21 protein-coding genes and 1 tRNA gene are annotated in these 20480 nt (G+C 29.6%); 3 read left to right on the top strand and 19 right to left on the bottom strand.

The genetic code is table 11. From position 1 onward, the window contains the following. Positions 1–13: 13 nt before the first annotated feature. The 18 genes from frr to ISS06_01460 all read right to left on the bottom strand — a co-directional run bounded on the left by frr (position 14) and on the right by ISS06_01460 (position 18495). Positions 14–568 (bottom strand): ribosome recycling factor, encoded by a 555-nt coding sequence (gene frr, locus ISS06_01545; GenBank protein ID MBL7053868.1) that lies wholly within the window; start codon positions 566–568, stop codon positions 14–16. Positions 569–586: 18 nt separating this feature from the next. Further along, on the bottom strand, positions 587–1642 hold the full coding sequence (locus tag ISS06_01540) for a hypothetical protein (protein MBL7053867.1): 1056 nt from the start codon (positions 1640–1642) through the stop codon (positions 587–589). A 2-nt stretch (positions 1643–1644) separates the two neighbouring features. After that, a complete protein-coding gene (locus ISS06_01535; GenBank protein ID MBL7053866.1) occupies positions 1645–2589 on the bottom strand; it encodes a hypothetical protein in 945 nt (314 codons plus the stop codon). Between the two features lie 3 nt (positions 2590–2592). After that, positions 2593–3714, bottom strand: a complete 1122-nt coding sequence (locus ISS06_01530; GenBank protein MBL7053865.1) for a glycosyltransferase family 4 protein — start codon at positions 3712–3714, stop codon at positions 2593–2595. Between the two features lie 8 nt (positions 3715–3722). Then, complete coding sequence (locus tag ISS06_01525) at positions 3723–4979, bottom strand: tyrosine--tRNA ligase (GenBank protein ID MBL7053864.1); 1257 nt, start codon at positions 4977–4979, stop codon at positions 3723–3725. A 12-nt stretch (positions 4980–4991) separates the two neighbouring features. Beyond that, entirely contained in the window at positions 4992–5996 is a 1005-nt protein-coding gene (locus tag ISS06_01520) for a rod shape-determining protein (GenBank protein ID MBL7053863.1), read from the bottom strand. 21 nt (positions 5997–6017) lie between these two features. Then, complete coding sequence (locus ISS06_01515; GenBank protein MBL7053862.1) at positions 6018–7037, bottom strand: AI-2E family transporter; 1020 nt, start codon at positions 7035–7037, stop codon at positions 6018–6020. A 33-nt stretch (positions 7038–7070) separates the two neighbouring features. After that, positions 7071–8351 (bottom strand): insulinase family protein, encoded by a 1281-nt coding sequence (locus ISS06_01510; GenBank protein MBL7053861.1) that lies wholly within the window; start codon positions 8349–8351, stop codon positions 7071–7073. Between the two features lie 18 nt (positions 8352–8369). Further along, entirely contained in the window at positions 8370–9695 is a 1326-nt protein-coding gene (locus ISS06_01505; protein ID MBL7053860.1) for a glycine--tRNA ligase, read from the bottom strand. 10 nt (positions 9696–9705) lie between these two features. After that, positions 9706–10014: a 30S ribosome-binding factor RbfA gene (gene rbfA, locus ISS06_01500; protein ID MBL7053859.1), complete on the bottom strand. Its 309-nt coding sequence runs from the start codon at positions 10012–10014 to the stop codon at positions 9706–9708. Beyond that, the gene (locus tag ISS06_01495; GenBank protein ID MBL7053858.1) at positions 10011–10685 is read right to left on the bottom strand and encodes a phosphohydrolase; all 675 of its coding nucleotides are present in this window, start codon (positions 10683–10685) and stop codon (positions 10011–10013) included. Before ISS06_01495 ends, rbfA begins: the two co-directional genes overlap by 4 nt. Positions 10686–10701: 16 nt before the next feature. Then, positions 10702–10932, bottom strand: coding sequence for a hypothetical protein (locus ISS06_01490; protein ID MBL7053857.1), 231 nt, complete (start codon positions 10930–10932; stop codon positions 10702–10704). A 29-nt stretch (positions 10933–10961) separates the two neighbouring features. After that, positions 10962–11033, bottom strand: a tRNA-Glu gene (locus ISS06_01485). 46 nt (positions 11034–11079) lie between these two features. After that, complete coding sequence (gene tgt / locus ISS06_01480) at positions 11080–12192, bottom strand: tRNA guanosine(34) transglycosylase Tgt (GenBank protein MBL7053856.1); 1113 nt, start codon at positions 12190–12192, stop codon at positions 11080–11082. Next, the gene (locus ISS06_01475; protein MBL7053855.1) at positions 12185–15079 is read right to left on the bottom strand and encodes an isoleucine--tRNA ligase; all 2895 of its coding nucleotides are present in this window, start codon (positions 15077–15079) and stop codon (positions 12185–12187) included. Before ISS06_01475 ends, tgt begins: the two co-directional genes overlap by 8 nt. 9 nt (positions 15080–15088) lie before the next feature. Beyond that, positions 15089–16828 (bottom strand): hypothetical protein, encoded by a 1740-nt coding sequence (locus ISS06_01470; protein ID MBL7053854.1) that lies wholly within the window; start codon positions 16826–16828, stop codon positions 15089–15091. A gap of 29 nt (positions 16829–16857) precedes the next feature. Further along, positions 16858–17295, bottom strand: a complete 438-nt coding sequence (locus ISS06_01465) for a hypothetical protein (GenBank protein ID MBL7053853.1) — start codon at positions 17293–17295, stop codon at positions 16858–16860. A 24-nt stretch (positions 17296–17319) separates the two neighbouring features. After that, positions 17320–18495, bottom strand: a complete 1176-nt coding sequence (locus ISS06_01460) for a glycosyltransferase family 4 protein (GenBank protein MBL7053852.1) — start codon at positions 18493–18495, stop codon at positions 17320–17322. Positions 18496–18548: 53 nt separating this feature from the next. On the opposite strand from ISS06_01460, the gene smpB reads away from it, so the two are divergent. Further along, positions 18549–18998 carry an SsrA-binding protein SmpB gene (gene smpB, locus ISS06_01455; GenBank protein ID MBL7053851.1) on the top strand — a complete coding sequence of 150 codons (450 nt, stop codon included), beginning with the start codon at positions 18549–18551 and terminating at the stop codon, positions 18996–18998. 19 nt (positions 18999–19017) lie between these two features. On the opposite strand, the gene ISS06_01450 is transcribed toward smpB, so the two are convergent. Further along, a complete protein-coding gene (locus tag ISS06_01450) occupies positions 19018–19197 on the bottom strand; it encodes a 50S ribosomal protein L28 (protein ID MBL7053850.1) in 180 nt (59 codons plus the stop codon). A 72-nt stretch (positions 19198–19269) separates the two neighbouring features. Here ISS06_01450 and ISS06_01445 point away from each other — a divergent pair, with 72 nt between their 5' ends. After that, the gene (locus ISS06_01445; GenBank protein ID MBL7053849.1) at positions 19270–19893 is read left to right on the top strand and encodes a site-2 protease family protein; all 624 of its coding nucleotides are present in this window, start codon (positions 19270–19272) and stop codon (positions 19891–19893) included. Between the two features lie 47 nt (positions 19894–19940). Then, entirely contained in the window at positions 19941–20360 is a 420-nt protein-coding gene (gene rpsL / locus ISS06_01440; GenBank protein ID MBL7053848.1) for a 30S ribosomal protein S12, read from the top strand. Positions 20361–20480: the final 120 nt, after the last annotated feature.

Genomic DNA, 20480 nt, shown 5'->3' with positions numbered 1-20480 from the left:
AAAAAAATATTATTTAGGTATTACTCATTATTTCTTTTTCCTTTTTATCTCCTATTAATTTAATTTTTTCATTTTTGGCTGATATAATTTTATCAAGTTTTTCAAGTAAAATATACTTGTCATCCTCTGTAATTTCTTTGCTTTTCTCAGCCATAATAATGACTGTCTTGACCTTGTCTCTAATTGAGCGAAGTGAGATTCTGCTTTCTTCTGCTTTACTATGAAGTAGTTTAACCATCTTTTTTCTTGTATCTTCGTTAAGAGGAGGCAAATTTAAATGTATTATTTGTCCTTCTATGTTTGGGATTGCTCCTAACTCCATATTGGTTAAAGAATTAGCTATCTCTTTAATAATACTCTTGTCCCATGACTCAATCATAATGGTCCTTGGTCCTATCAAGCTTAAGGAAGCAACCTGTTCAAGAGGGGTCTTTGTGCCATAGACATTAATTAAAACATCTGATATTAATTCTGTTGTAATGCGATTAGTCCTAATTTTTGATATATTTTTTTCAAAAAAAGTTATACAATTATCAAAATCTTTTTCATGTGGTTCAATAATATTCATAAAAAAATTATATTAAATTTATTTAATAAATCCTAAATACAAAATACTTGAATCAACTGAATCAACCAACAATTTACTAGGGATTCTTTTGCTTGGTAGTGGCTTAACTGTCCAATTAATTCCGTTATCTACTGACAAATGCAGAGCTGTTTTTGTTAAATAATAAATAATATCTGAATTAACTGCATCAACTCCCACAGAATAAACTTTCATTTTTTTGCCTGACAACAATAACTTATAACTTGACCAAGTCATTCCATTGTCTGATGACTTGAGTAAACCATATTTATTTGCACTAATTATAGTATTTTCTTCTGATGGAGAAAAAATTAATTTATAGATATCATTAGATCCATTAAACTCCTTTAACCCCTTACTCAATGACTGCCATGTTGTACCTGAGTCAGAAGAAAGAAAAAGGCCATGTTTTAAAGTGACAATGTACATCTTTTTAGTATCATCACCATCAATTAATATCTGCTTTATTCTTGATTGGAAATTATAAATATTTTTCCAGCTGACACCATTGTTTTCACTTTTAATTAGTCTCCCGTCTGAAAGTCCGGCATAAATATTATATGGCAAAGATGCATCAATTGCCATAGAGTTTATTTCAACTCCTGACATGGCTTCTAAATAAACTCTATGCCAGGTTCTATTAGCATCATTTGTTCTAAATATTTTATTTCCTGATGACAAATATACAATATGCTTAAATTGAGGGTCAACCACAATAGAATTTATTGCCTTTGTGTCATCAAAATTCGTAATTTCTTGCCAAGATTTGCCTGAATTAAAACTTACAAAGGCTCCGTTTTTTTTTGTACCTAAATATAATGTTTTATTGTCTTGCGGGTCAAAAATCAAAACACTTATATCAAGATTACTTAAAAAATTTTCTTGCTCATCAAGTTTTAATAATTTATTTCTTTGAATCCAATTATTTCCACCATCTATTGTCTTAAAGATTCCTCCATCAAAGGAATCTTTAATACTAACCTTAATACAAGCACTTGTAGAAAAAAGAACAAACATAAGTATCAATAATAAATGGAATTGTTTTTGTTTTAACATGCTTAAAGATTGATTAAAATATTAGCTATTGCTAATTTTTTATTTGTATTACCTTCTATCCATGAGCGGGTTCTAATAATTAAATCTAATATAGTGGTCAGCTTTTTAATCGTATATTTAGCTGAAACTTTTTTTAAATTATTAGATAAAATAGATTCATTAATTAATGAATTGTTCAACTTTGATAAAATTAAAAATCTAATAACTATTAATAAATTATTTAAATCATCAATAGCTGTTTTAGAAGAATAATTAAATAACTGATATTTATTTTCTCTTTTATTACTATCTAGAAAATTTATAATTTTATTTATTTTATTTTTAAAAATATTTATTGTAGCTGGATTAGCAGCAAATTCATTTACAATTCTTAAACGATTCATTGCTAAATATATCATTTCATCAATTGCTTTTTCTTTTAATTTAAATGTTTTTTTTAAGCCATTTTTAATTTCTTCTTTAGACGGAGACGAAAATCTTAAAACCTGACAACGAGACCTAACTGTAGCTGGAATGTCATAAAAGCTGTTAGATATAAAAATAATAATTGTCTCAACAGGTGGTTCTTCTAAGAATTTCAAAATTGAATTAGCAGAAGAAATATTTAAATTATGAGCATTTTCTATTATAACAATTTTATAAGAATCAGAAAAGGATGATAAATTAAAAAATTTTACAACCTTTCTTAATCTATCAATTTTCATTTCCTCTGGCTCTTTAAGCCAAAGCAAATCTGGGTGACTTCCATTTAATACATGCTTGCAATTTTTACATTTTTTACAAAACGATTTATTTTCACAAAGCAACATAGAAGAAAACAACTCAACAACTGAACTTTTTTCAATATGTGATGGTCCATAAAAAAAATATGCATGAGAAATTTTTTTATTTTGAATGCTCTTTTTAAGAAATTCAATATTTTTTTTATGTCCAATAATATCTGCCATTTTTTATTTATTAAATTTATTCACCATAACATCAAATGTTTGTTGTGCGCATTTTCTCCACGAAAAATCCATAACTCTATCAAGCCCTTTAATTGATAAATTTTTCCTTAAATTTTCGTCTCGTATTATTTTTTCCATTGAATAAACAATATCATCTAAATTAATTGGATTAAAATACAAGCATGAATTTGCTGAAATTTCTAAAACAGAAGGGATATTACTAGCTATTACAGGGCAACCACAAGCCATTGCTTCTAATACCGGAATCCCAAACCCCTCATAAATAGATGGAAAAATAAAAGCAATAGCTCCTGAATAAAAACAAGGCAAGTCTTTTAATTCAACATATCCCATTTCTATTATTTTTGAATTATTCGAAATGTTTGACTTAACTTTATTATAACCATGTCCACGAGAACCAATTAAAACTAAATTTGGCGCTTTGCCTTTATCTAAATATTTTTTACAAAATTTTTCATAAGCAAATATAAGGTTAGCTATGTTTTTCTTTTTTTCTAACCTGCCAACATAAAGAAAATATGGTTGTTTTATTTTATATTTTGATAAAACCTTAGTCAAGTCACTCTTTGGCTTGTAAATATTTCTATTGTAAGCAATCGGAATAACTTTTATTTTAGATGGTCCAATTTTATATTTTTTTAATAATTCATTTTTCGTAAATTTTGACGGAACTATAATTATGTCTGAGAAATGTACTGCTATTTTATGAGCCAAGGGATAATATATTCTTTTAAAAAAAGAATATTGTTTTGGGAAAAAAGTAAAACCAATATCATGAACTGTTGTAACTTTGAATTTATTAAAAGTAAGCAAGGGTGGAAAATATGACGGGAAGAATATAACATCAACTTTACTCCTCAACAATTCCCAAGCCAACCTAATCTGCGTCCAACCAAAATTAAAAGGCCAATTTAATCTCTTAAAATGCCAATTTAATGGTGTGTTTTTAATTTTTTCAATTAATTTACTTGAATAATATATGACAAAATCGATATTTTTTACATGCTTAAGTTTAATCATGTGTTGAATCAAATAATATGAATACCATTCAACTCCTGTTTTTTGTTTACGATTTGCGCCTGAAAAGTCAATACCTACGATCATTATTTATCTTAAATTAACCATTTAATTAAAAAATATTTCTTTTTTCCTTTACGAATAATTGTATATTTGCCTCTTAATCTATCGGTTGTATTTATTGTTTGTTTTGATGGATTACATTTATGACCATTTATATAAATTCCTCCTCCTTTAATATGCTCTCTTGCTTGTGTTTTTGAAGCACAGGCCTTTATTAACACTAAAGCATCAATTAAATCAATTTCTGACTGTTTAGACATGCTTATTGAAGGTACGTTTACAAATGCTTGTTGAATTTCATTCTTTGATAATAATTCCAGCTTTTCAGAAAACAATGTTTGAGAAATTTTTTGAGCTTTTAACATGGCTGACTGGCCATGAATAAATTGAGTTAGCTCTTTGGCTAATATTTTTTGCGCTTCCCTTTTAGCTGGCTCTGCTTTAACTTTGTCAGCTAATTTCTGAATTTTTTGTTTATTTAAAAAAGTAAAATATTTTATAAACTGAATTACCTGTTCATCGCTAGTGTTTACCCAAAATTGATAAAACTGATAAGCATTTGTTCTATTTGGGTCAAGCCATATTCCATTTTTGACTGATTTCCCTAATTTTGAACCATCTGGACTTGTTATTAATGGCAAAGTAAGCCCATAAACCTCTTTTGATAAACTTTTTCTAATCAAATCAACTCCAGCCGTAATATTCCCCCACTGATCACTTCCCCCTATTTGTAATTCACAATTAAATTTTTTATTTAATTTTAAATAATCATATGCTTGCAAAACCATATAACTAAATTCTGTAAAGGAAATCCCCGATGACATTCTTGACTTTACTGAATCCTTGGCAAGCATATATCCAATTGGAAAATGTTTCCCAATGTCACGAAAAAAATCTATTATATTTATTTTATCAAACCATTGATGGTTTGTTATTATTTTTACAGATTTTTTAACTGGTTTTAATATTTGCTTTAACTGTTTTTTAATATTATGAGCATTTTTAAGAAGATCTTTTTTAGCTAATAATGGTCTCTCTGATTTCTTGCCACTAGGATCTCCTATCAAACCCGTGGTTGTGCCATTCACAACAACTAAAAAATGACCTGCTTTACTGAATCTAATCAAGGTGATTATTTGAAGAAGATTTCCAATATGAAGACTGTCAGCAGTTGGGTCAAATCCTACATATAAAAAAACAGGAGGGCTCTTTAATTTTTTATAAAGCCCATCATAATTAGTTGTTTGATATATTAATCCTCTAGACTTTAAGTCTTCTAATATATGCATAATAAAAAAATATTACGTAGACAAAAGACTTCTTTTATATGATTCAAGATTATCAAGAGCAAGCCCTGTTCCTTTTGCAACAGATAAAAGAGGCTCATCTGCTACATAAGCTGGCACACCAATTGCTTTAGTAAGCAGTTTGTCTAAATTTCTCAAAAGAGAGCTCCCTCCTGACAATATCATTCCTTTTTCAATTACATCTGCTGAAAGCTCTGGTGGGGTTTCATGAAAAACTGATTTTACTGCTGATACAATATCTTTTAATTCATCTTGAATTGCTTCTGTTACATCGTCTGAATCAATTGTTAGTATTCTAGGCAATCCACGAATCAAGTCCCTCCCCTTAATATCCATTTTTATTTTTTTATCTAACGACAAAGCTGACCCAATTTTAATTTTAATCCCCTCAGAAGTTCTCTCTCCAATCGCTAAATTATATTTTTTCTTTATAAAATTAGCAATAGCTGAATCAAATTTATTTCCAGCCACCCTAACTGACGTAGAGCTAACAATTCCTCCCAAAGAAATAACTGCTACTTCTGTTGTTCCTCCACCAATATCAATTATCATATGCCCTGAAGCAGAGCCAATTGGAATAGCAGAGCCAATCGCCGCTGCAATAGGTTCTTTTATGATATAAGATGCCTTTGCCCCTGATTTCATAGTAGCATCAATAACAGCTCTTCTCTCGGTCGAAGTAATCCCCCCGGGCACAGCTACCATGACTTCTGGTTTAAATAAATTTATTTTCCCAATGACTTTCCCTATAAAGTATTTCATCATTGCTTCAGTTGCTTTATAATCAGCAATAACCCCATCTTTCAATGGCCTTTTAGCTATTATTGTATCTGGTGTTCGCCCTATCATTTCTTTAGCCTCGTCCCCTACTGCTAAAATGCTCTTGTCAATGGTCGACACAGCAATCACTGATGGTTCATTAGTAACTATCCCTTTATCAGGAAGATAAACCAAAATATTAGTTGTCCCTAAGTCAATTCCTATTTTTTTTCCAAACATTATTATTAAATATAAAAAATATTACTCAATTAATTTTTGCTTATGTTCTATGTAATACCTCAATAAAATTGAGAAAATTGTAGCACAAGGTACGGCAACAATCATACCAATTGGACCAGCCAACTTTCCACCAACCATTAATGCTAAAATTATAATTAGCGGGTCTAATCCAACCGCTTTATGCATTATATATGGAGAAATTAAAATATTTTCAATTTGCTGAATAATTAAATAAAGACCAACAACAAATAAAACCAAGGCCGGAGATTGTGCCAATGTAATTATTATTGCTATTAATAAGCCAATCCAAGGACCAATATATGGTATAATCTCCACCAGTGCAGCTATAACAGCCAATGTTAGTGCATATTTTACTCCCAATATAGTCAGGCCAACATAGACCATTATTCCAACAAAAAGGCAAAGCATTGCCAGCCCTCTTGCCCATGCTCCAATTTCTTTTTGGACTGAATTAATAAAATTTTTAAAGAATTTTTGATATTTATCTGGAATTAACAAATTAGCAGCTGTTTCAACTCCTTTTTTTCTAATTGACAAATAAAACGCTAATACAAAAATCATTACAAACGACAATACTTGCCCAGCCACTGTTCCTAACACTGAAAAAATAGACATTGCATCAAGGCTTGACTTAGCAAACCACTTATCTACTATGTCTGCAAATTGTGCTTGTGATTCTGGTTGAATTTTACTCAAGATTGAACTTAGAAGTTCTGGCAGTTGCTCTGATAAAACTTTGCCCTGGCTTATTACGGTTGGAACAACCGTAACTCCCACCAAAGCTAAAATCATAAAAACGCCAATATAAACAAATAATGTTCCTAAAAAACGAGGGATTTTTTTTCGTTCAAAAAAAGCAATCATTGGAGAAATTATGGTTGCCAGAAGGCCAGCAATAAAAATAATAAAAAGAATATCTCTTATAAAATATAAAAACACTGCTATTAGAAGAATTATGGCTATTTTGAGGATAGACCAAACATCTATCTTAATTAAAGTTGTTTGTTTTTCATTAGACATAATTATTTAATTTAAAAGTTATGCTTATCTTTATTATACCCCTCTTTTTAATATTTGCAACAAAGAATTATTATTCTTAAATGGTCCTATTACACCCATTTTAATCCCTTGGGTGGTCATAAGATAATTTATAGCTTTTTGAACATCTGCCCGACTAACCCTTTTAATCCTGCTTATTTGTTCTGAAACAGAAATAACTTCATTTTTTAATAAAAGCTGCCTTGCATACCAACTTGCCAAACTAGCAGAATCTTCCAAAGAAATTCCTGTCATTCCAATAAAATATTTTTTTGCTTTTACTAATTCTTGTTTAGTGATGCCATTCTGTTTTAGCTTATTTATTTCTGCCAAAATCACTTTAATTGCTTGTCTTGTTTTGCTTTTATCAACTCCTGTTATTATTGAATATCCCCCAACATCTTGATGGACATCAAGATGGAACTTAATATAATATGCTAACCCTCTCTTTACTCTAACTTCTGAAAAAAGACGAGAACTCATGTTTCCTCCCAGAATTATTGATAAAATTTTTAAAGCATCAATATTAACATGATTATATGGATAGGCAAATCCTCCTAAAGCAATTTGGGTTTGCTTTAGGTTATTAAAAACAACTTTGACTCTATTTGATTTTATGTTAGCTGGAACCTTAAAACTAGTATAATTTGTTGCTCGTTTACTTGTTTTATATATATTAAAATATTTGTCTGTTAAATTAATAACCTCTTGTTTGCTTATATTCCCTGCCACAGCTAAAATCATTTTATTGTGATTATAAAATTTATTTTTATAATTCATTAATCCTTGTCTAGTAAAAGATTTAACTGTTGCTGGTGGCCCAACAATGTTTCTGCCAAGAGGGTGTTTGCCATAAAGAACTTCCTGAAACACATCTCCAATATAAAACATTGGATTTTCTTTATAAATTTTTATTTCTTCCAAGATTACTCCCTTTTCTTTAGTAATCTCATTTTTGTCAAAAACTGAATTAAAAAGCATGTCAGATAAAACATCAAAACAAGTATGAACGTTCTGCTTAATTGATTTAATGTAATAACCTGTATAATCTGTACTTGTAAAAGCATTGTACTCAGCCCCAAGGCCATCTAACTCACTAGCAATTGTTAAATTGTCTTTTCTTTTATTTGTTCCCTTAAACATCATATGCTCAACAAAGTGAGACATTCCATTTTGTTGAACTCTTTCATAACGAGAGCCAACTCCAAATAACGCTAAAACTGTTATTGTTTTAGCGCTGGTTGATGGCACTGTAATCAGATTAAGTCCATTTTTAAATTTTGTTCTTGTGTACATAAATATATTAATCAATAATCAATCGCGAATTCCTTCTCTAATATAATCTGGCAAAGCATTAATTAAAATTCTTTCTTGCTTCATTGTATCTCTATCTCTTATGGTCACTTGCTTGTCTTTTATGGTGTCAAAATCAATGGTTATTGAATATGGCGTGCCTATTTCGTCTTGCCTACGATATCTTTTGCCAATAGACCCTGTTTGATCATATTCGCACATCCATTGGCGAGATAATTCATCATATATTTGATTAGCTATTTTAATCAATTCTGGTTTTTTTGCTAATGGCAAAATACCTGCCTTAATTGGAGCCAACCTTTTATCAAGACGCAAAACAACTTCTTTAGCTTTGATTGACTTGGTTGTAGTTGTCCTCCCTCCATCAACTTCATCATAAGCATCAAGCAAAAACATTAAAAAAGCTCTATCCACCCCTATTGAGACCTCTACTACCCATGGAGTAAACTTTTGATTTGTGACTTCATCTCTATATTCCATCTTAATCTGACTGTATTCTTGATGTCTTGATAAATCCCAATCTCCTCTATTATGAACACCTGCAAACTCTTTCCATCCGCCAAATGGTGTTTTATATTCAATGTCCCATGCTTGCTTGGCATAATGAGCTAATTCATTCTTAGTATGTTCTCTCCACCTTAAATTCTCTGAATTAACAATATACTGTTTATACCAATCCATGGTTACTTGTTTCCATTCATCATAATGCTTGTTTGCTTCATCAGGGTTAACAAAATATTGCATTTCCATTTGTTCAAATTCTCTTGTTCTAAAAATAAAATTTTTAGGAGTAATTTCATTACGGAAAGCTTTACCAATTTGTGCAATTCCAAAAGGAAGCTTTTTACGTAAAGAATCTTTTACATTTAAATAATTTAAATAAATACCTTGGCAAGTTTCTCCTCTTAAATAATATTCTTCCTGCTTGTCTTTAACAACTCCCAAATTCGTTTTCATTAATAAGTTAAACTGCTTTGGACTAGTTAAATCGCCTGCGCAATCAGGACATTGATTTTTATTTAGCTCATCTTCTTTAAAACGATGATGGCATTGCTTGCACTCAACCAATAAATCAGCAAATCCTTGCAAGTGACCTGATGCTTCCCAAACTATTCTAGGACTTAAAATTGAACTATCAAGCCCAACAACATCTTGTCTTTGATAAACTACATTTTTCCACCATTGTTTTTTAATATTATTTTTTAATTCTACTCCCAGAGGTCCATAATCATAAAAAGAATAAGCTCCACCATAAATCTCTGAAGATTTATAAACAAAACCTCTTTGCTTGGCTAATGAAATTATTTTTTCCATTAAATTTTCCATTATTTATATTTTATTTCTTATCAATATTTATATTTGTTAAATCAACAAAAAATTTAATCCTTGGAACCCATTTCATTGATAAACGCTTATTTAAAATATCTTGAAGTTTGCCAGCGTTTTTATTAAAAATCTTTAAAATTTCTTCATTATATTCATCCGGGAAAATGCTTATCCATATTTTTGTCTTTACTAAATCCGCAGCTGTCTCAACTTTTGTTATTGTAACAAAGGAACCTAGTGGAATATTTATCTGCTTCAAAATAATACCTGATAATTCTCTTTTAATCAGTTCGTTTATCTTTATTGTCCTGTTATTCATGATAATTTAAAATCATTAATAATCAATCCAAATTTATACCCAAGACATTCGGCTGCTTTTCTACAATATGACATTCTATCTGTAAAAATTTCAAAATATTCCATGATTGAAACAAATTTTGTGTCTATTTTTAAAGATAATGAAATTATATTTTTTTGCTTATCAACAATTAATTTTGAATCTGTAACCGCATAATTTACCCTATTATGAATATCTTTGGTTATTTCTTTGATTGATTTTGCTTCTACTCTTGAACGACTAGTGTCTGACTTATCTGCCAAAACAACTATGGCTGATATTCCATTGGTTAATTTCATTGTATATTTATCATGATTTACAACTGCTTGAACAATAGATGTAATTTCTTTGGCAGAAAAAATGCAATCATCATTATTAGAAAAAACTTGATGAAATAAAACAGCTCCCCAATAATGATGTTGAGTTCTTCCCATAAAATTACCTGCATCATGACAAAATCCAACAATAGAAGCTAACTCCTGTTTATTTTTGTCTAACCCAACTTGTTTTGCCAACCAACCAGCTCTCTTAGATACAAGCTCTGCATGTCTTAATCCATGTTCAGTGTATCCAATTGCACTCATGCTTTTCGCGCTCTGCCTAATAAACTCTAATATCTGAAGATTTTTTTTTACTTTAACAAGTCTATTCATATAATTATTAAAAAAATTAAAGATTAAGCTTTTCCTTCAATCTATTAACATCAAATCCAACTATAAATTCTCCGTCAATTTCAGTTACTGGCACTCCCATTTGCCCGGTGGCTTCAATCATTTTTTTAGCTGCTGATTGATCACTACCTACATTGAATTCATTGAATTCAATATTATTTTCTTCTAAAAAATTTTTAAGCTGAATACAAAACCCGCAAGTTTCAGTAGAATAAACGTTAATTTTCATAATTCTTTTATTATTTATTATTAATTAAGCACCGCCAAGGGGAATCGAACCCCTGTTGCCAGAATGAAAACCTGGTGTCCTAACCACTAGACGATGGCGGCTCATTATAACAAGTATATAAATTTAAATCCCTTGTGTCAAGAGATGCTAAATGTCCCCATTTTTTATTAATTGTCTTATGTTTTTCATTAAATTAATGTAAAAAAACAAATTGTGAATTACTGCCAATCTTTGCCCAAAAGCTTCTTTAGTGACAAACAAATGCCTTAAGTAACTCAATGAATAATTTTGACAAGTATAACATTTACAATACTTAGATATTGGTTGAGTATTATTTTTATATTTTGAATTAAGTATTCTTATTTCTTTGTAAGATTTTTTATTAAAACTTGGTTTGATTTGTTCAGATATTTGAGCATACAAAAGTCCGTGTCTGGCATTTCTAGAAGGGATAACACAATCAAACATATCAATCCCTAGCATAACTGCTTTAAAGATTTGCTCTGGCTTACCAGCTCCCATTAAATATCTCGGTTTTTGTTCATCTAAAACTTGCTCCACTAAATTAATCATTTCATAAGTTTGATTGATTGGTTCTCCTAATGTAAGTCCGCCAATCGCATACCCATCAAACCCTATCTCCATAAGTTGTCGAGCGCTCGCTATTCTTAAGTCTTTATATATAGAACCTTGCACAATACCAAAAAGCAACTGTTTATTGTCTTGATTATTTTTTAAAAATTCTTGCTTACATTGTTTCGCCCATCTAGTCGTTCTTTTAATTGCCTTATCTGCTTGTTCGTAATTACTTGGATATGATACACACTCATCAAAAACCATAACAATATCAGAACCCAAAACTTTCTGAATTTTAACTGCCTTAGCAGGTGTTAACAAAATCTTTTGACCATCTATCTCTGATAGAAATTCTACTCCATTATTTTTAACTATTCTTTTTTTAGACAAAGAAAAAACTTGATAGCCACCACTATCAGTTAAAATAGGTTTGTTCCAGTTAATAAACTTGTGTAGTCCTTTATGGCTACTTATTACTGCCAAACCAGGTCTTAAAAATAAATGATATGTGTTTGAGAGTATTATTTGAGCCCCAAGCAATTTAATGTCCTCGGGAGACAATCCTTTAACAGCTCCTTTGGTAGCAATCGGCATAAAAAATGGGCTATCTATTGAACCATGAGCTGTTATTAGTTTGCCAATTCTTGCCTTTGATTTATTAGATTTTAATAATAAATTAAACATTTATTGCTAACACAACTACTTGATTGTTTATTTTTATTTGCTTTTGGGAAAAATCATTACTTATTTTTCTATCTAAAATAGATGAACTAATTGTATTCTTCTTTAATGTGCCTAAGTTTTTCTTTATTACTTCTTTTATTCTCTGACTTGTTGTCTCGTAATAAATTTCTATAGTGTCATTGATTGTTAATTTATTTTTTTTACGCAAAGAATTAACCTGTCTAACAACCTCTCTTATAATCCCTTCTTCTTCTAGCTCTGCTGTTAATTTTATGTTTAAAGCCATCAATATATCGCTATCATCAACCATAACCCAATCCTTTGACTTGGGAATTTTCTTAACCCAATCAACTTTTTTAACATTTAATTCTTTTTTAATTAAATTTTCTAGCTCTGCTGTCATTTTGCTTGATTTAATGGCCACACAACTTAATGGTTGTCTGACTTTAATGCCTGCCTTAACTCTAATGCTATGACCAATCTCGCAAATTTCCCGAACCAAACTCATTTTATCTTCCATGTCTTTGCTAATTGCTTGCTGGTCTGCTTTTGGCCAACTAAACAAATGAACAGATTCAACATCATTGTCTTGCTTGATTGATAAATAAATTTCCTCAGCCAAAAAAGGAGTTATGGGAGCTAATAATTTAATAAGATTAAGAAGCACAAAATATAATGTATAATTCGCCTGCTGATTGTCGGCTTGATTAGATAAATCTCTAAATCTATTTCTTGACATCCTTAAATACCATCTTGAAAAATCTTTTATTAAAAACTTGGCTATTTCTTCGGCCACAAAAGATGTATTATATTCATCTAATCCTGAAGTTGTTTTTAAAATTAAATTATTTAACTTTGAAATAATCCATTTATCTAAAACATTACCCATTGGTTGTGCTTTAATAATTTTACTCCCATGAGTTTTATAAAAAACAAAAATATTCCAAAGTACTAAAAGTTTATTTTGTGATTTTTGAATATTATTAAACCCAAAATAAAGATTATTAAAAGGATTGGAGCTAAAATAAAGCCACCTCATTGCATCAACTCCTGTTTTAGTAACCGCATCATCAAACCAAATTGCATTTCCTGCTGATTTATGCATCTCTTCTCCGTGTTCATCTTTTACTAATGCATATCCAAAAATTGTCTCTACTGGTGGACAATCCTCTAAGACAACGCTCATTACAATTAAAGAGTAAAACCAATTTTTAAACTGACCTGGAAATGATTCACAAACAAGATGAGGGGGGAACCATTTTTCCCAGTATTTTTTATCTGAATAATATTTAATAGTTGAAAATGGAACAATGCCTGCATCAAGCCAAGGATTGCCAACATCTAATATTCTTGAAATTTTATTATCACACTTTGAACATTTTATTTTCACTTTATCAACCCAAGGACGATGAGGAGAATGTCCACTAAAATCAACCCAGCCTTCTATCGCTCTGTCCTGTAATTCTTGTTTGGACCCAATTACTTCAAATTTTTTACATTTAGTACATTCATATATAGGCAATGCTAATCCCCAATATCGTTTTTTTGAAATTAACCAGTCACTCATATTTTTAAGCCAATCCAACTCTCTATCTAGTCCGTATTTTGGCAACCATTTTATTTTTTTAACAGCTTTTGCTAACGGCTTTCTTAACTTCTTCATTGAAATATACCATTCATCAACTAATCTAAAAATAAGCTCTGACTTACATCTCCAACAAGTAGGATAACGATGCTGATAATCCTTGATATCAAAAACAAACCCTCTTTTGGTTAAATCGTCAAAAATGACCTCATTAACTTCTGTCACAAATCTATCTGTTAAAAAATCAAATCCTTGTTTATATTTTCCTTGCTTATTGGTTGGGTCAATAACCGGAATATTAAACTCCTTGCTGAGTTGAAAATCCTCTTGTCCGCAACCAGGAGCAATATGAACAATCCCCGTCCCTTCTTCTTCTGTCACTTCATCCCATGAAATAACTGAATGCTTATATGACTTTAATTGTTGGCTAGGCTCTTTCATGTTATCAAACATTCCCTCGTATTCCATTCCTATTAACTTTTCACCAACAAATTTATCAATTATTTTTCCATTTACAACTAATTCTGATTTGCTTTCAAGTAAAACATAAATATTATTGTCTTTCCTGTCTTGGATTTTTACATAATTTAATTCTGGGTGAACAGCCAGAGCCACATTAGCAGGCAAAGTCCAAGGAGTTGTTGTCCAAGCCATAAAAAATGTATTTGGACTTCCTTTAATTGGCAGTTTAAAAAAGATTGACTTATGAGACACTTCCTTGTATTCCTCTGTTAAAATTTCATGCTGCGAAATGGCTGTGCCGCATCTTATACACCAAGGAACAACATCTTTTCCTTTATATAATATTTGTTTGTCTTTACATTTCTTTAAAAAGTTCCAAATTGCATAATTATTCTCGTCAGACATTGTATAATAAGAATTATCCCAATCCATCCATTGACCAAGGCGAATAGATTGTTGTGTTTGGATGTCTGAATATTTTGTAACCCTCTGCTTGCAATCATTAACAAACTTTTCAATCCCGTATGTTTCAATATCTTTTTTTGTTTTAAAGCCCTTGTCTTTCTCTACCTCTACCTCAACCCAAAGACCCTGACAATCAAATCCATTTTGATATCTTTGGTCATAGCCATTCATTGCTTTATATCGCTGAAAAATATCTTTATATGTTCTTCCCCAAGCATGATGAACTCCCATTGGATTATTGGCTGTAATAGGCCCATCTAAAAAAGACCATGCCTTTCCACCTGCATTTTTTTTTCTTAATTTAGTAAAAATTTTCTTTTGTTTCCAAAAATCTAAAATTTTTTCTTCAATTTTAATAAAATTTATTTTAGACATAAATATTATTTATTTTAATACAACCCCTGAACCATTAAATACCGGGTCTGCATTTAAAAATGTATTTAAAGGATTTTTTATTATTGAAGTAGAATCTTGAGTAAAATTGTCTTCAAAATTCAAAAATATATCTTTTGTTAAATCCATAACAGAGCCAACATTTGAAATTATAGGAGAGACAGACACTTCAAACCCGGCTTCCAACAAAGAGTATCCTCCTCCTCTATATGCTGAAATAGTTGGTATTTGCCAAATTACTTGCCTGGCCTTGGCATCATATAATATTAAACCATTGGTTGCCCCTGTTTTGTTTAAGTAAGATACATTGGTTGGCAATTTTGTTTTTACAAAAATATCTTTTATTGAATTAGTAGTATTTTTTATCCTCCAAAAAATCCAATAACTTGTTTCCTCTCCCATTTTAGGAGGAAGGTTACCGCTACCAATAGCAACCCTTTCATCATTATAATAACGCGCCTCTGCTTCAAGCTCTACAAATGTATTAATCCTTATATCTATTTCATTGCTTTTGGATTTCCACTCTTGGTTGTCTGAGAATATACCGCTGGCCATAGCATATATTAAAAAATTTGCATTTTTATAATTATTTTTACTTGCTTGAGTTGACGACTTCAATGGCAAACTAAAATTAACATTTCCACTTTCTCCTGGTAAAACCTTTTTTATTTTAAAAAGCAAGTCATCCTCTGAAATATAAGCATATTTTTTATTATCAATTCTCATCTCCAATACAAAATCTTCAACAACCTTGTCACTATCATTAAAATAGGCCATTTTTATTGAAACATCATCTCCCCAATCATAATCCTGAACAGGCTCTTTATTTTCATCAATACTCACAAGCGCTTTAAAACCAAAATCAGTTACATTTATATTTTCTGGCTGTAATGATTGATTATAAAAAACTTTATTATCTATTATCCCAGCATTTATATTAAAAAATGAATCTTTGTTTGGCTTATCAAAAAATCCTATTATTTTAAAATTTAATTCTTTTTTATCTATTTTATCAATATTAATATCTATATTATTAGATTGTTCTGTTGTGTTAACTTTTTCTTCTTTATTATTAATATTAATTATCTTTTTTGGAATAAAATTATCAGGGAAATTAAAAATAATCTTAATATTAGAAATATTTTCGTTAACAATGCTCTTTAAAAAAAAATCAAACTCTAAATCTTCATAAGAAAGAGCTTTATCTGGCATATTTACTGACAACATAAATGACGGCTCTATATTAACTGAAAAGGATAATTTTTTTTGAAAAACTGAAGAAAATCCCTTTAACTTAAAATTAATCTCTCCTCTAAAAACCTGTGGACTATTTATGTCTCCTAAAAATATCCCTGAAAACTTAATATCCTTTAGCCCGTTTTTGGCTATTCTATCTATGTGCCATGAACACCTGTTAGTAGATATTTCTTCGCACTCTAAATTCTCATGGATTAAATTAAATTTATCTGGAAAAAAAAGCGTAACCGTGATGTCTTCCAATTCTCTGATTTCTTTATTTTTGATAAAAACAAAAAAGCTATCTTCAACTCCAAATGACTGAACTGGCTCACCATGTATCCAAAAATCAATCCCAGAATTAAACCTTGTTTTATTATTTTTACTTAAATAAAATAATCCAACTGCTATAACAAAAATAATTAATAATATAAAGACAACAATTAATAAACTACCAGCCGCATTAAAATTGCTTCTGTTCTTAAAGCTATTCACTCTACAAAAATTAAATCAATTATGCTTTTTTATTTTGACAGTTGGCCAATTGTAGTGACTATTTGTGAATCTTCTTTCAATTCCTGAACAAATAAAACATTGTCAAGATTAATTTTCATCACATCTTCTGGCTGATGTAACTCATCTGCAATATTAACCAAAGAAAGCTGTTGTTGTGGCTGTGCTCCCTCTTGATCTGGAGCTAACTGTTGAACTTGTATGTAATAAACATTTGTTAAGGTCAAGAATCTTACGTCTTGCTTGATTATGTGACCAAAATAAGTTCTGCCATTATTTAGAAAAACAGCACTCCATGATGATGTTGCTTTCACAGAAAAAAACATTGTATAAGCCAAAAAAGCAACCAGCATTACCAATATGACAATACCAACTATCAAAAAAATTAATCCTCTTTTTTTTGATTTTGTTCCCCCCTCTTGTGTGTTTTGTTTAAATTCTTCTTGCATATTTTTTTTAATTAAACTTATTAATTATATTTTCTTATAAACATCAATGGTTTCTTTAGCACATTTATCCCAATCAAAAAATTTTGCCCTTTGTTTGTTGCAAGATATTATTGCTTGCCTTAATTCCTTGTTTGACAATAAATCATACATTGTTTGAGCTATTTTTTTACTATTATTTGGATTAACCAATATTGAACAATTATCTGTTATTTCAGGAATTGAGGAAACATTACTTGATATTACTGGCAAATTATTAGCCATTGCTTCTATTATTGGTGTTCCAAACCCTTCATAAATAGAAGGTGAAATAAAAATTTCAGCGCCTTGAAAAAGAGGACATAGTTCATCTGCTTCTATATATCCTGGCAATAAAATATCTTTTTTATATTTTGAAAAAGAAATCTTTCTACTTATATCTTTAGAATTTTCTCCAACAGCTCCTGCTAATACAAGTTGATAATCAAAAAATTTACTAGAATGTTTTATTTTTTTATTTAAATCAATTTTTTTATCTCTAAAATGTTCGTAAGCATCTATAATTCCTGTAATATTTTTTCTTTTATCAAGCGTGCCCAAGAAAAGAAAATATTTTTTCTTAATCTTGTATTTAATTTTTATCTTTCTTATACTGCTATCAGAAGATTTTTTAAAAAATCTTTTATCAATTCCATGATAAACTACTTTTATTTTCTCGGGATTTATATTAAAAATTTTTATTAAATCTTTTTTAGTAGAGTTTGAAGCAGTAATTATTTTGTTCGCTCTTTTTAATGTATCTGGGATTTCCTTTTTTAAATTAAAAACCTCTTTTTTGGAATATAATTCCGGGAACCTATAAATAGAAACATCATGAACAGTAACAACAGAATTTCCTTTGTACGACAAAGGCAAAGACGGCAATGGAGAATGGAAAATATCAAGATTCTCGTTTAACAAAACAGCGCTTTCTAAAAAATCAAAATAACGAAATTTTAAAAATTTTGTATAACTTATAAATGGAAAGAACTTGATTATTGTATTTTTTTTTATAAACTTCTTTAATCTTTTCTTGGGAATAGAACGATCAAAGAATAAAACATACGTATTTTGTTTGTCATTGCTTATCAAATGTCGAACCAGTTGATATACATAATGGCCAAGTCCAGCTGATTGACCTTTAGCAGGATTTAAAATTGTGCGACAATCTATTCCGATTTTCATATTTTTTATTATAACATTTTTAATTATAAAAACAATATGTTATAATTCATAATATGAAAATAATAAACAAAAATAAAAAAGCATACTATAACTATAAGATATTAAAAACCTTTGAAGCGGGAATCATTTTAACAGGCCCTGAAGTAAAATCAATAAAACAAGGTAATATTAATTTCTCAGACAGTTATGTTGACATTGGTCCAACTAATTCCTTGTGGTTGATAAATATTCATGTATCAAGATATGCTCCAGCCTTTAGCGTTCAACAAAACTATGATCCATCAAGAAAAAGAAAACTCCTATTAAACAAGAAAGAAATCAAAGAATTGATTGGAAAAATCAAGTCTCCGGGAACATCTGTAATTCCATTAAAGACATATCTTAAGGGAGGAATTATTAAAATAACAATCGGAATTGGTATTGGCAAAAAACAGACAGACAAAAGAGCCATAATTAAAAAAAGAGAATTAGACAAAAAAATTAGAAGAGAAATGAAATATTAATTCTAAAAAATAAAAATAATTAAAAGTTATTTTTTTTTTTAAAATTTTTTAAACATTTAGTGCAAAGCTTCATTTTTTTTCCAAGAATCTTTTTTGTTTGTAAATTTAAATATTGTTTTGTTTTATTAGCAATATTTGAATGGGTTCTGGAAACGCTTGTTTGTGGTCCTCGATTACAAATTGAACATTTTCTAGACATATATACTTGTTTATTTTTAATAATCCGTCATAATAGTTTAACAAATTAATAAATTAATGCAACTTCTGTAAAATGGATAAAATTTTTTTATACATTATTATTATTCTCTCAGCTGTATTTCACGAATACTCACATGGATGGATGGCTTATAGATTAGGAGACCCAACAGCCAAAAATGCTGGTAGACTAACATTAAATCCAATTTCACACATAGATCCAATTGGAACAGTAATCCTTCCCATATTTTTATTGATGTCTTCTGGAATTTTTATTGGCTGGGCAAAACCAGTTCCATTTAATCCATATAACCTAAGGGATTCTAAATACGGAACATTAAAAGTAGCCGCAGCCGGACCATTATCAAATCTTGGCATTGCTATATTTATTGGGTTAATTTTAAGGCTTTTATTTGTATTTTTGCCAACAAACATGATTTCATTATATTTTATCCAATTTTTAATGTATTTAAAATTAATTATTTATATTAATATTTTTTTAGCCTTATTTAATTTGATCCCCTTTCCACCTCTTGATGGCTCGAAAATCTTCGCAGGCCTTTTTCCAAACCAATGGAAACATGTTGAACAGTTAGGATTTTTTGGGATTCTAATAGCAATGTTTATTGCCTTTTCATTTCTTTCTCCTATAGCAAATTTTTTATTTTACATAATTACTGGTCAAGGATTTGGATTTTAAACATTAAGTTGTTGACTTTTTTTTAAAAACATATAAAATAGATTATTATGCCAACAATAAATCAATTAATAAAAAATAAAAGAAAAAGAACAAAGAAACAATCGCAAACACCTGCTTTGCGAAGTAATTTTAATACTCTAAAAAGAAAAAGAACACCTGCTAATAATCCATTTTTAAGGGGAGTCTGTCTAAAAGTAACAACTCAGACACCAAAAAAACCAAACTCTGCTTTAAGAAAAATTGCTAGAGTCCGCCTATCAAATGGCATGGAAGTAACTGCTTATATCCCTGGAATTGGTCATAATCTTCAAGAGCATTCTGTGGTTCTTTTAAGGGGAGGAAAAGTGAAAGACTTGCCAGGAGTAAGATATCATGTCGTACGTGGAGTATATGATACTAGTGGCGTTGAAGGAAGAAAAACAAGCCGTTCGCTTTATGGGGCCAAAAAGGAAAAAATTAAAAAATAATCAGTAATCAATAATCAGTAATCAATAATTAATAATCAGTAATCAATAATCAGTAATCAATAATCAGTAATCAATAATTAATAATCAGTAATCAATAATTAATAATCAATAATTAATAAT

The organism is Patescibacteria group bacterium, from assembly GCA_016784145.1.
Lineage (GTDB): Bacteria > Patescibacteriota > Patescibacteriia > UBA2591 > UBA6264 > BS150m-G65.
Note: the sequence above shows the minus strand (reverse complement) of the source record. Positions and strands in the feature narration are given on the sequence as shown.

Excerpts from the sequence above, each read along its gene's own strand:
- frr (MBL7053868.1), bottom strand. The coding sequence starts at position 568 with ATGAATATTATTGAACCACATGAAAAAGATTTTGATAATTGTATAACT.
- ISS06_01540 (MBL7053867.1), bottom strand. The coding sequence starts at position 1,642 with ATGTTAAAACAAAAACAATTCCATTTATTATTGATACTTATGTTTGTT.
- ISS06_01535 (MBL7053866.1), bottom strand. The coding sequence starts at position 2,589 with ATGGCAGATATTATTGGACATAAAAAAAATATTGAATTTCTTAAAAAG.
- ISS06_01530 (MBL7053865.1), bottom strand. The coding sequence starts at position 3,714 with ATGATCGTAGGTATTGACTTTTCAGGCGCAAATCGTAAACAAAAAACA.
- ISS06_01525 (MBL7053864.1), bottom strand. The coding sequence starts at position 4,979 with ATGCATATATTAGAAGACTTAAAGTCTAGAGGATTAATATATCAAACA.
- ISS06_01520 (MBL7053863.1), bottom strand. The coding sequence starts at position 5,996 with ATGTTTGGAAAAAAAATAGGAATTGACTTAGGGACAACTAATATTTTG.
- ISS06_01515 (MBL7053862.1), bottom strand. The coding sequence starts at position 7,037 with ATGTCTAATGAAAAACAAACAACTTTAATTAAGATAGATGTTTGGTCT.
- ISS06_01510 (MBL7053861.1), bottom strand. The coding sequence starts at position 8,351 with ATGTACACAAGAACAAAATTTAAAAATGGACTTAATCTGATTACAGTG.
- ISS06_01505 (MBL7053860.1), bottom strand. The coding sequence starts at position 9,695 with ATGGAAAATTTAATGGAAAAAATAATTTCATTAGCCAAGCAAAGAGGT.
- rbfA (MBL7053859.1), bottom strand. The coding sequence starts at position 10,014 with ATGAATAACAGGACAATAAAGATAAACGAACTGATTAAAAGAGAATTA.
- ISS06_01495 (MBL7053858.1), bottom strand. The coding sequence starts at position 10,685 with ATGAATAGACTTGTTAAAGTAAAAAAAAATCTTCAGATATTAGAGTTT.
- ISS06_01490 (MBL7053857.1), bottom strand. The coding sequence starts at position 10,932 with ATGAAAATTAACGTTTATTCTACTGAAACTTGCGGGTTTTGTATTCAG.
- tgt (MBL7053856.1), bottom strand. The coding sequence starts at position 12,192 with ATGTTTAATTTATTATTAAAATCTAATAAATCAAAGGCAAGAATTGGC.
- ISS06_01475 (MBL7053855.1), bottom strand. The coding sequence starts at position 15,079 with ATGTCTAAAATAAATTTTATTAAAATTGAAGAAAAAATTTTAGATTTT.
- ISS06_01465 (MBL7053853.1), bottom strand. The coding sequence starts at position 17,295 with ATGCAAGAAGAATTTAAACAAAACACACAAGAGGGGGGAACAAAATCA.
- ISS06_01460 (MBL7053852.1), bottom strand. The coding sequence starts at position 18,495 with ATGAAAATCGGAATAGATTGTCGCACAATTTTAAATCCTGCTAAAGGT.
- smpB (MBL7053851.1), top strand. The coding sequence starts at position 18,549 with ATGAAAATAATAAACAAAAATAAAAAAGCATACTATAACTATAAGATA.
- ISS06_01450 (MBL7053850.1), bottom strand. The coding sequence starts at position 19,197 with ATGTCTAGAAAATGTTCAATTTGTAATCGAGGACCACAAACAAGCGTT.
- ISS06_01445 (MBL7053849.1), top strand. The coding sequence starts at position 19,270 with ATGGATAAAATTTTTTTATACATTATTATTATTCTCTCAGCTGTATTT.
- rpsL (MBL7053848.1), top strand. The coding sequence starts at position 19,941 with ATGCCAACAATAAATCAATTAATAAAAAATAAAAGAAAAAGAACAAAG.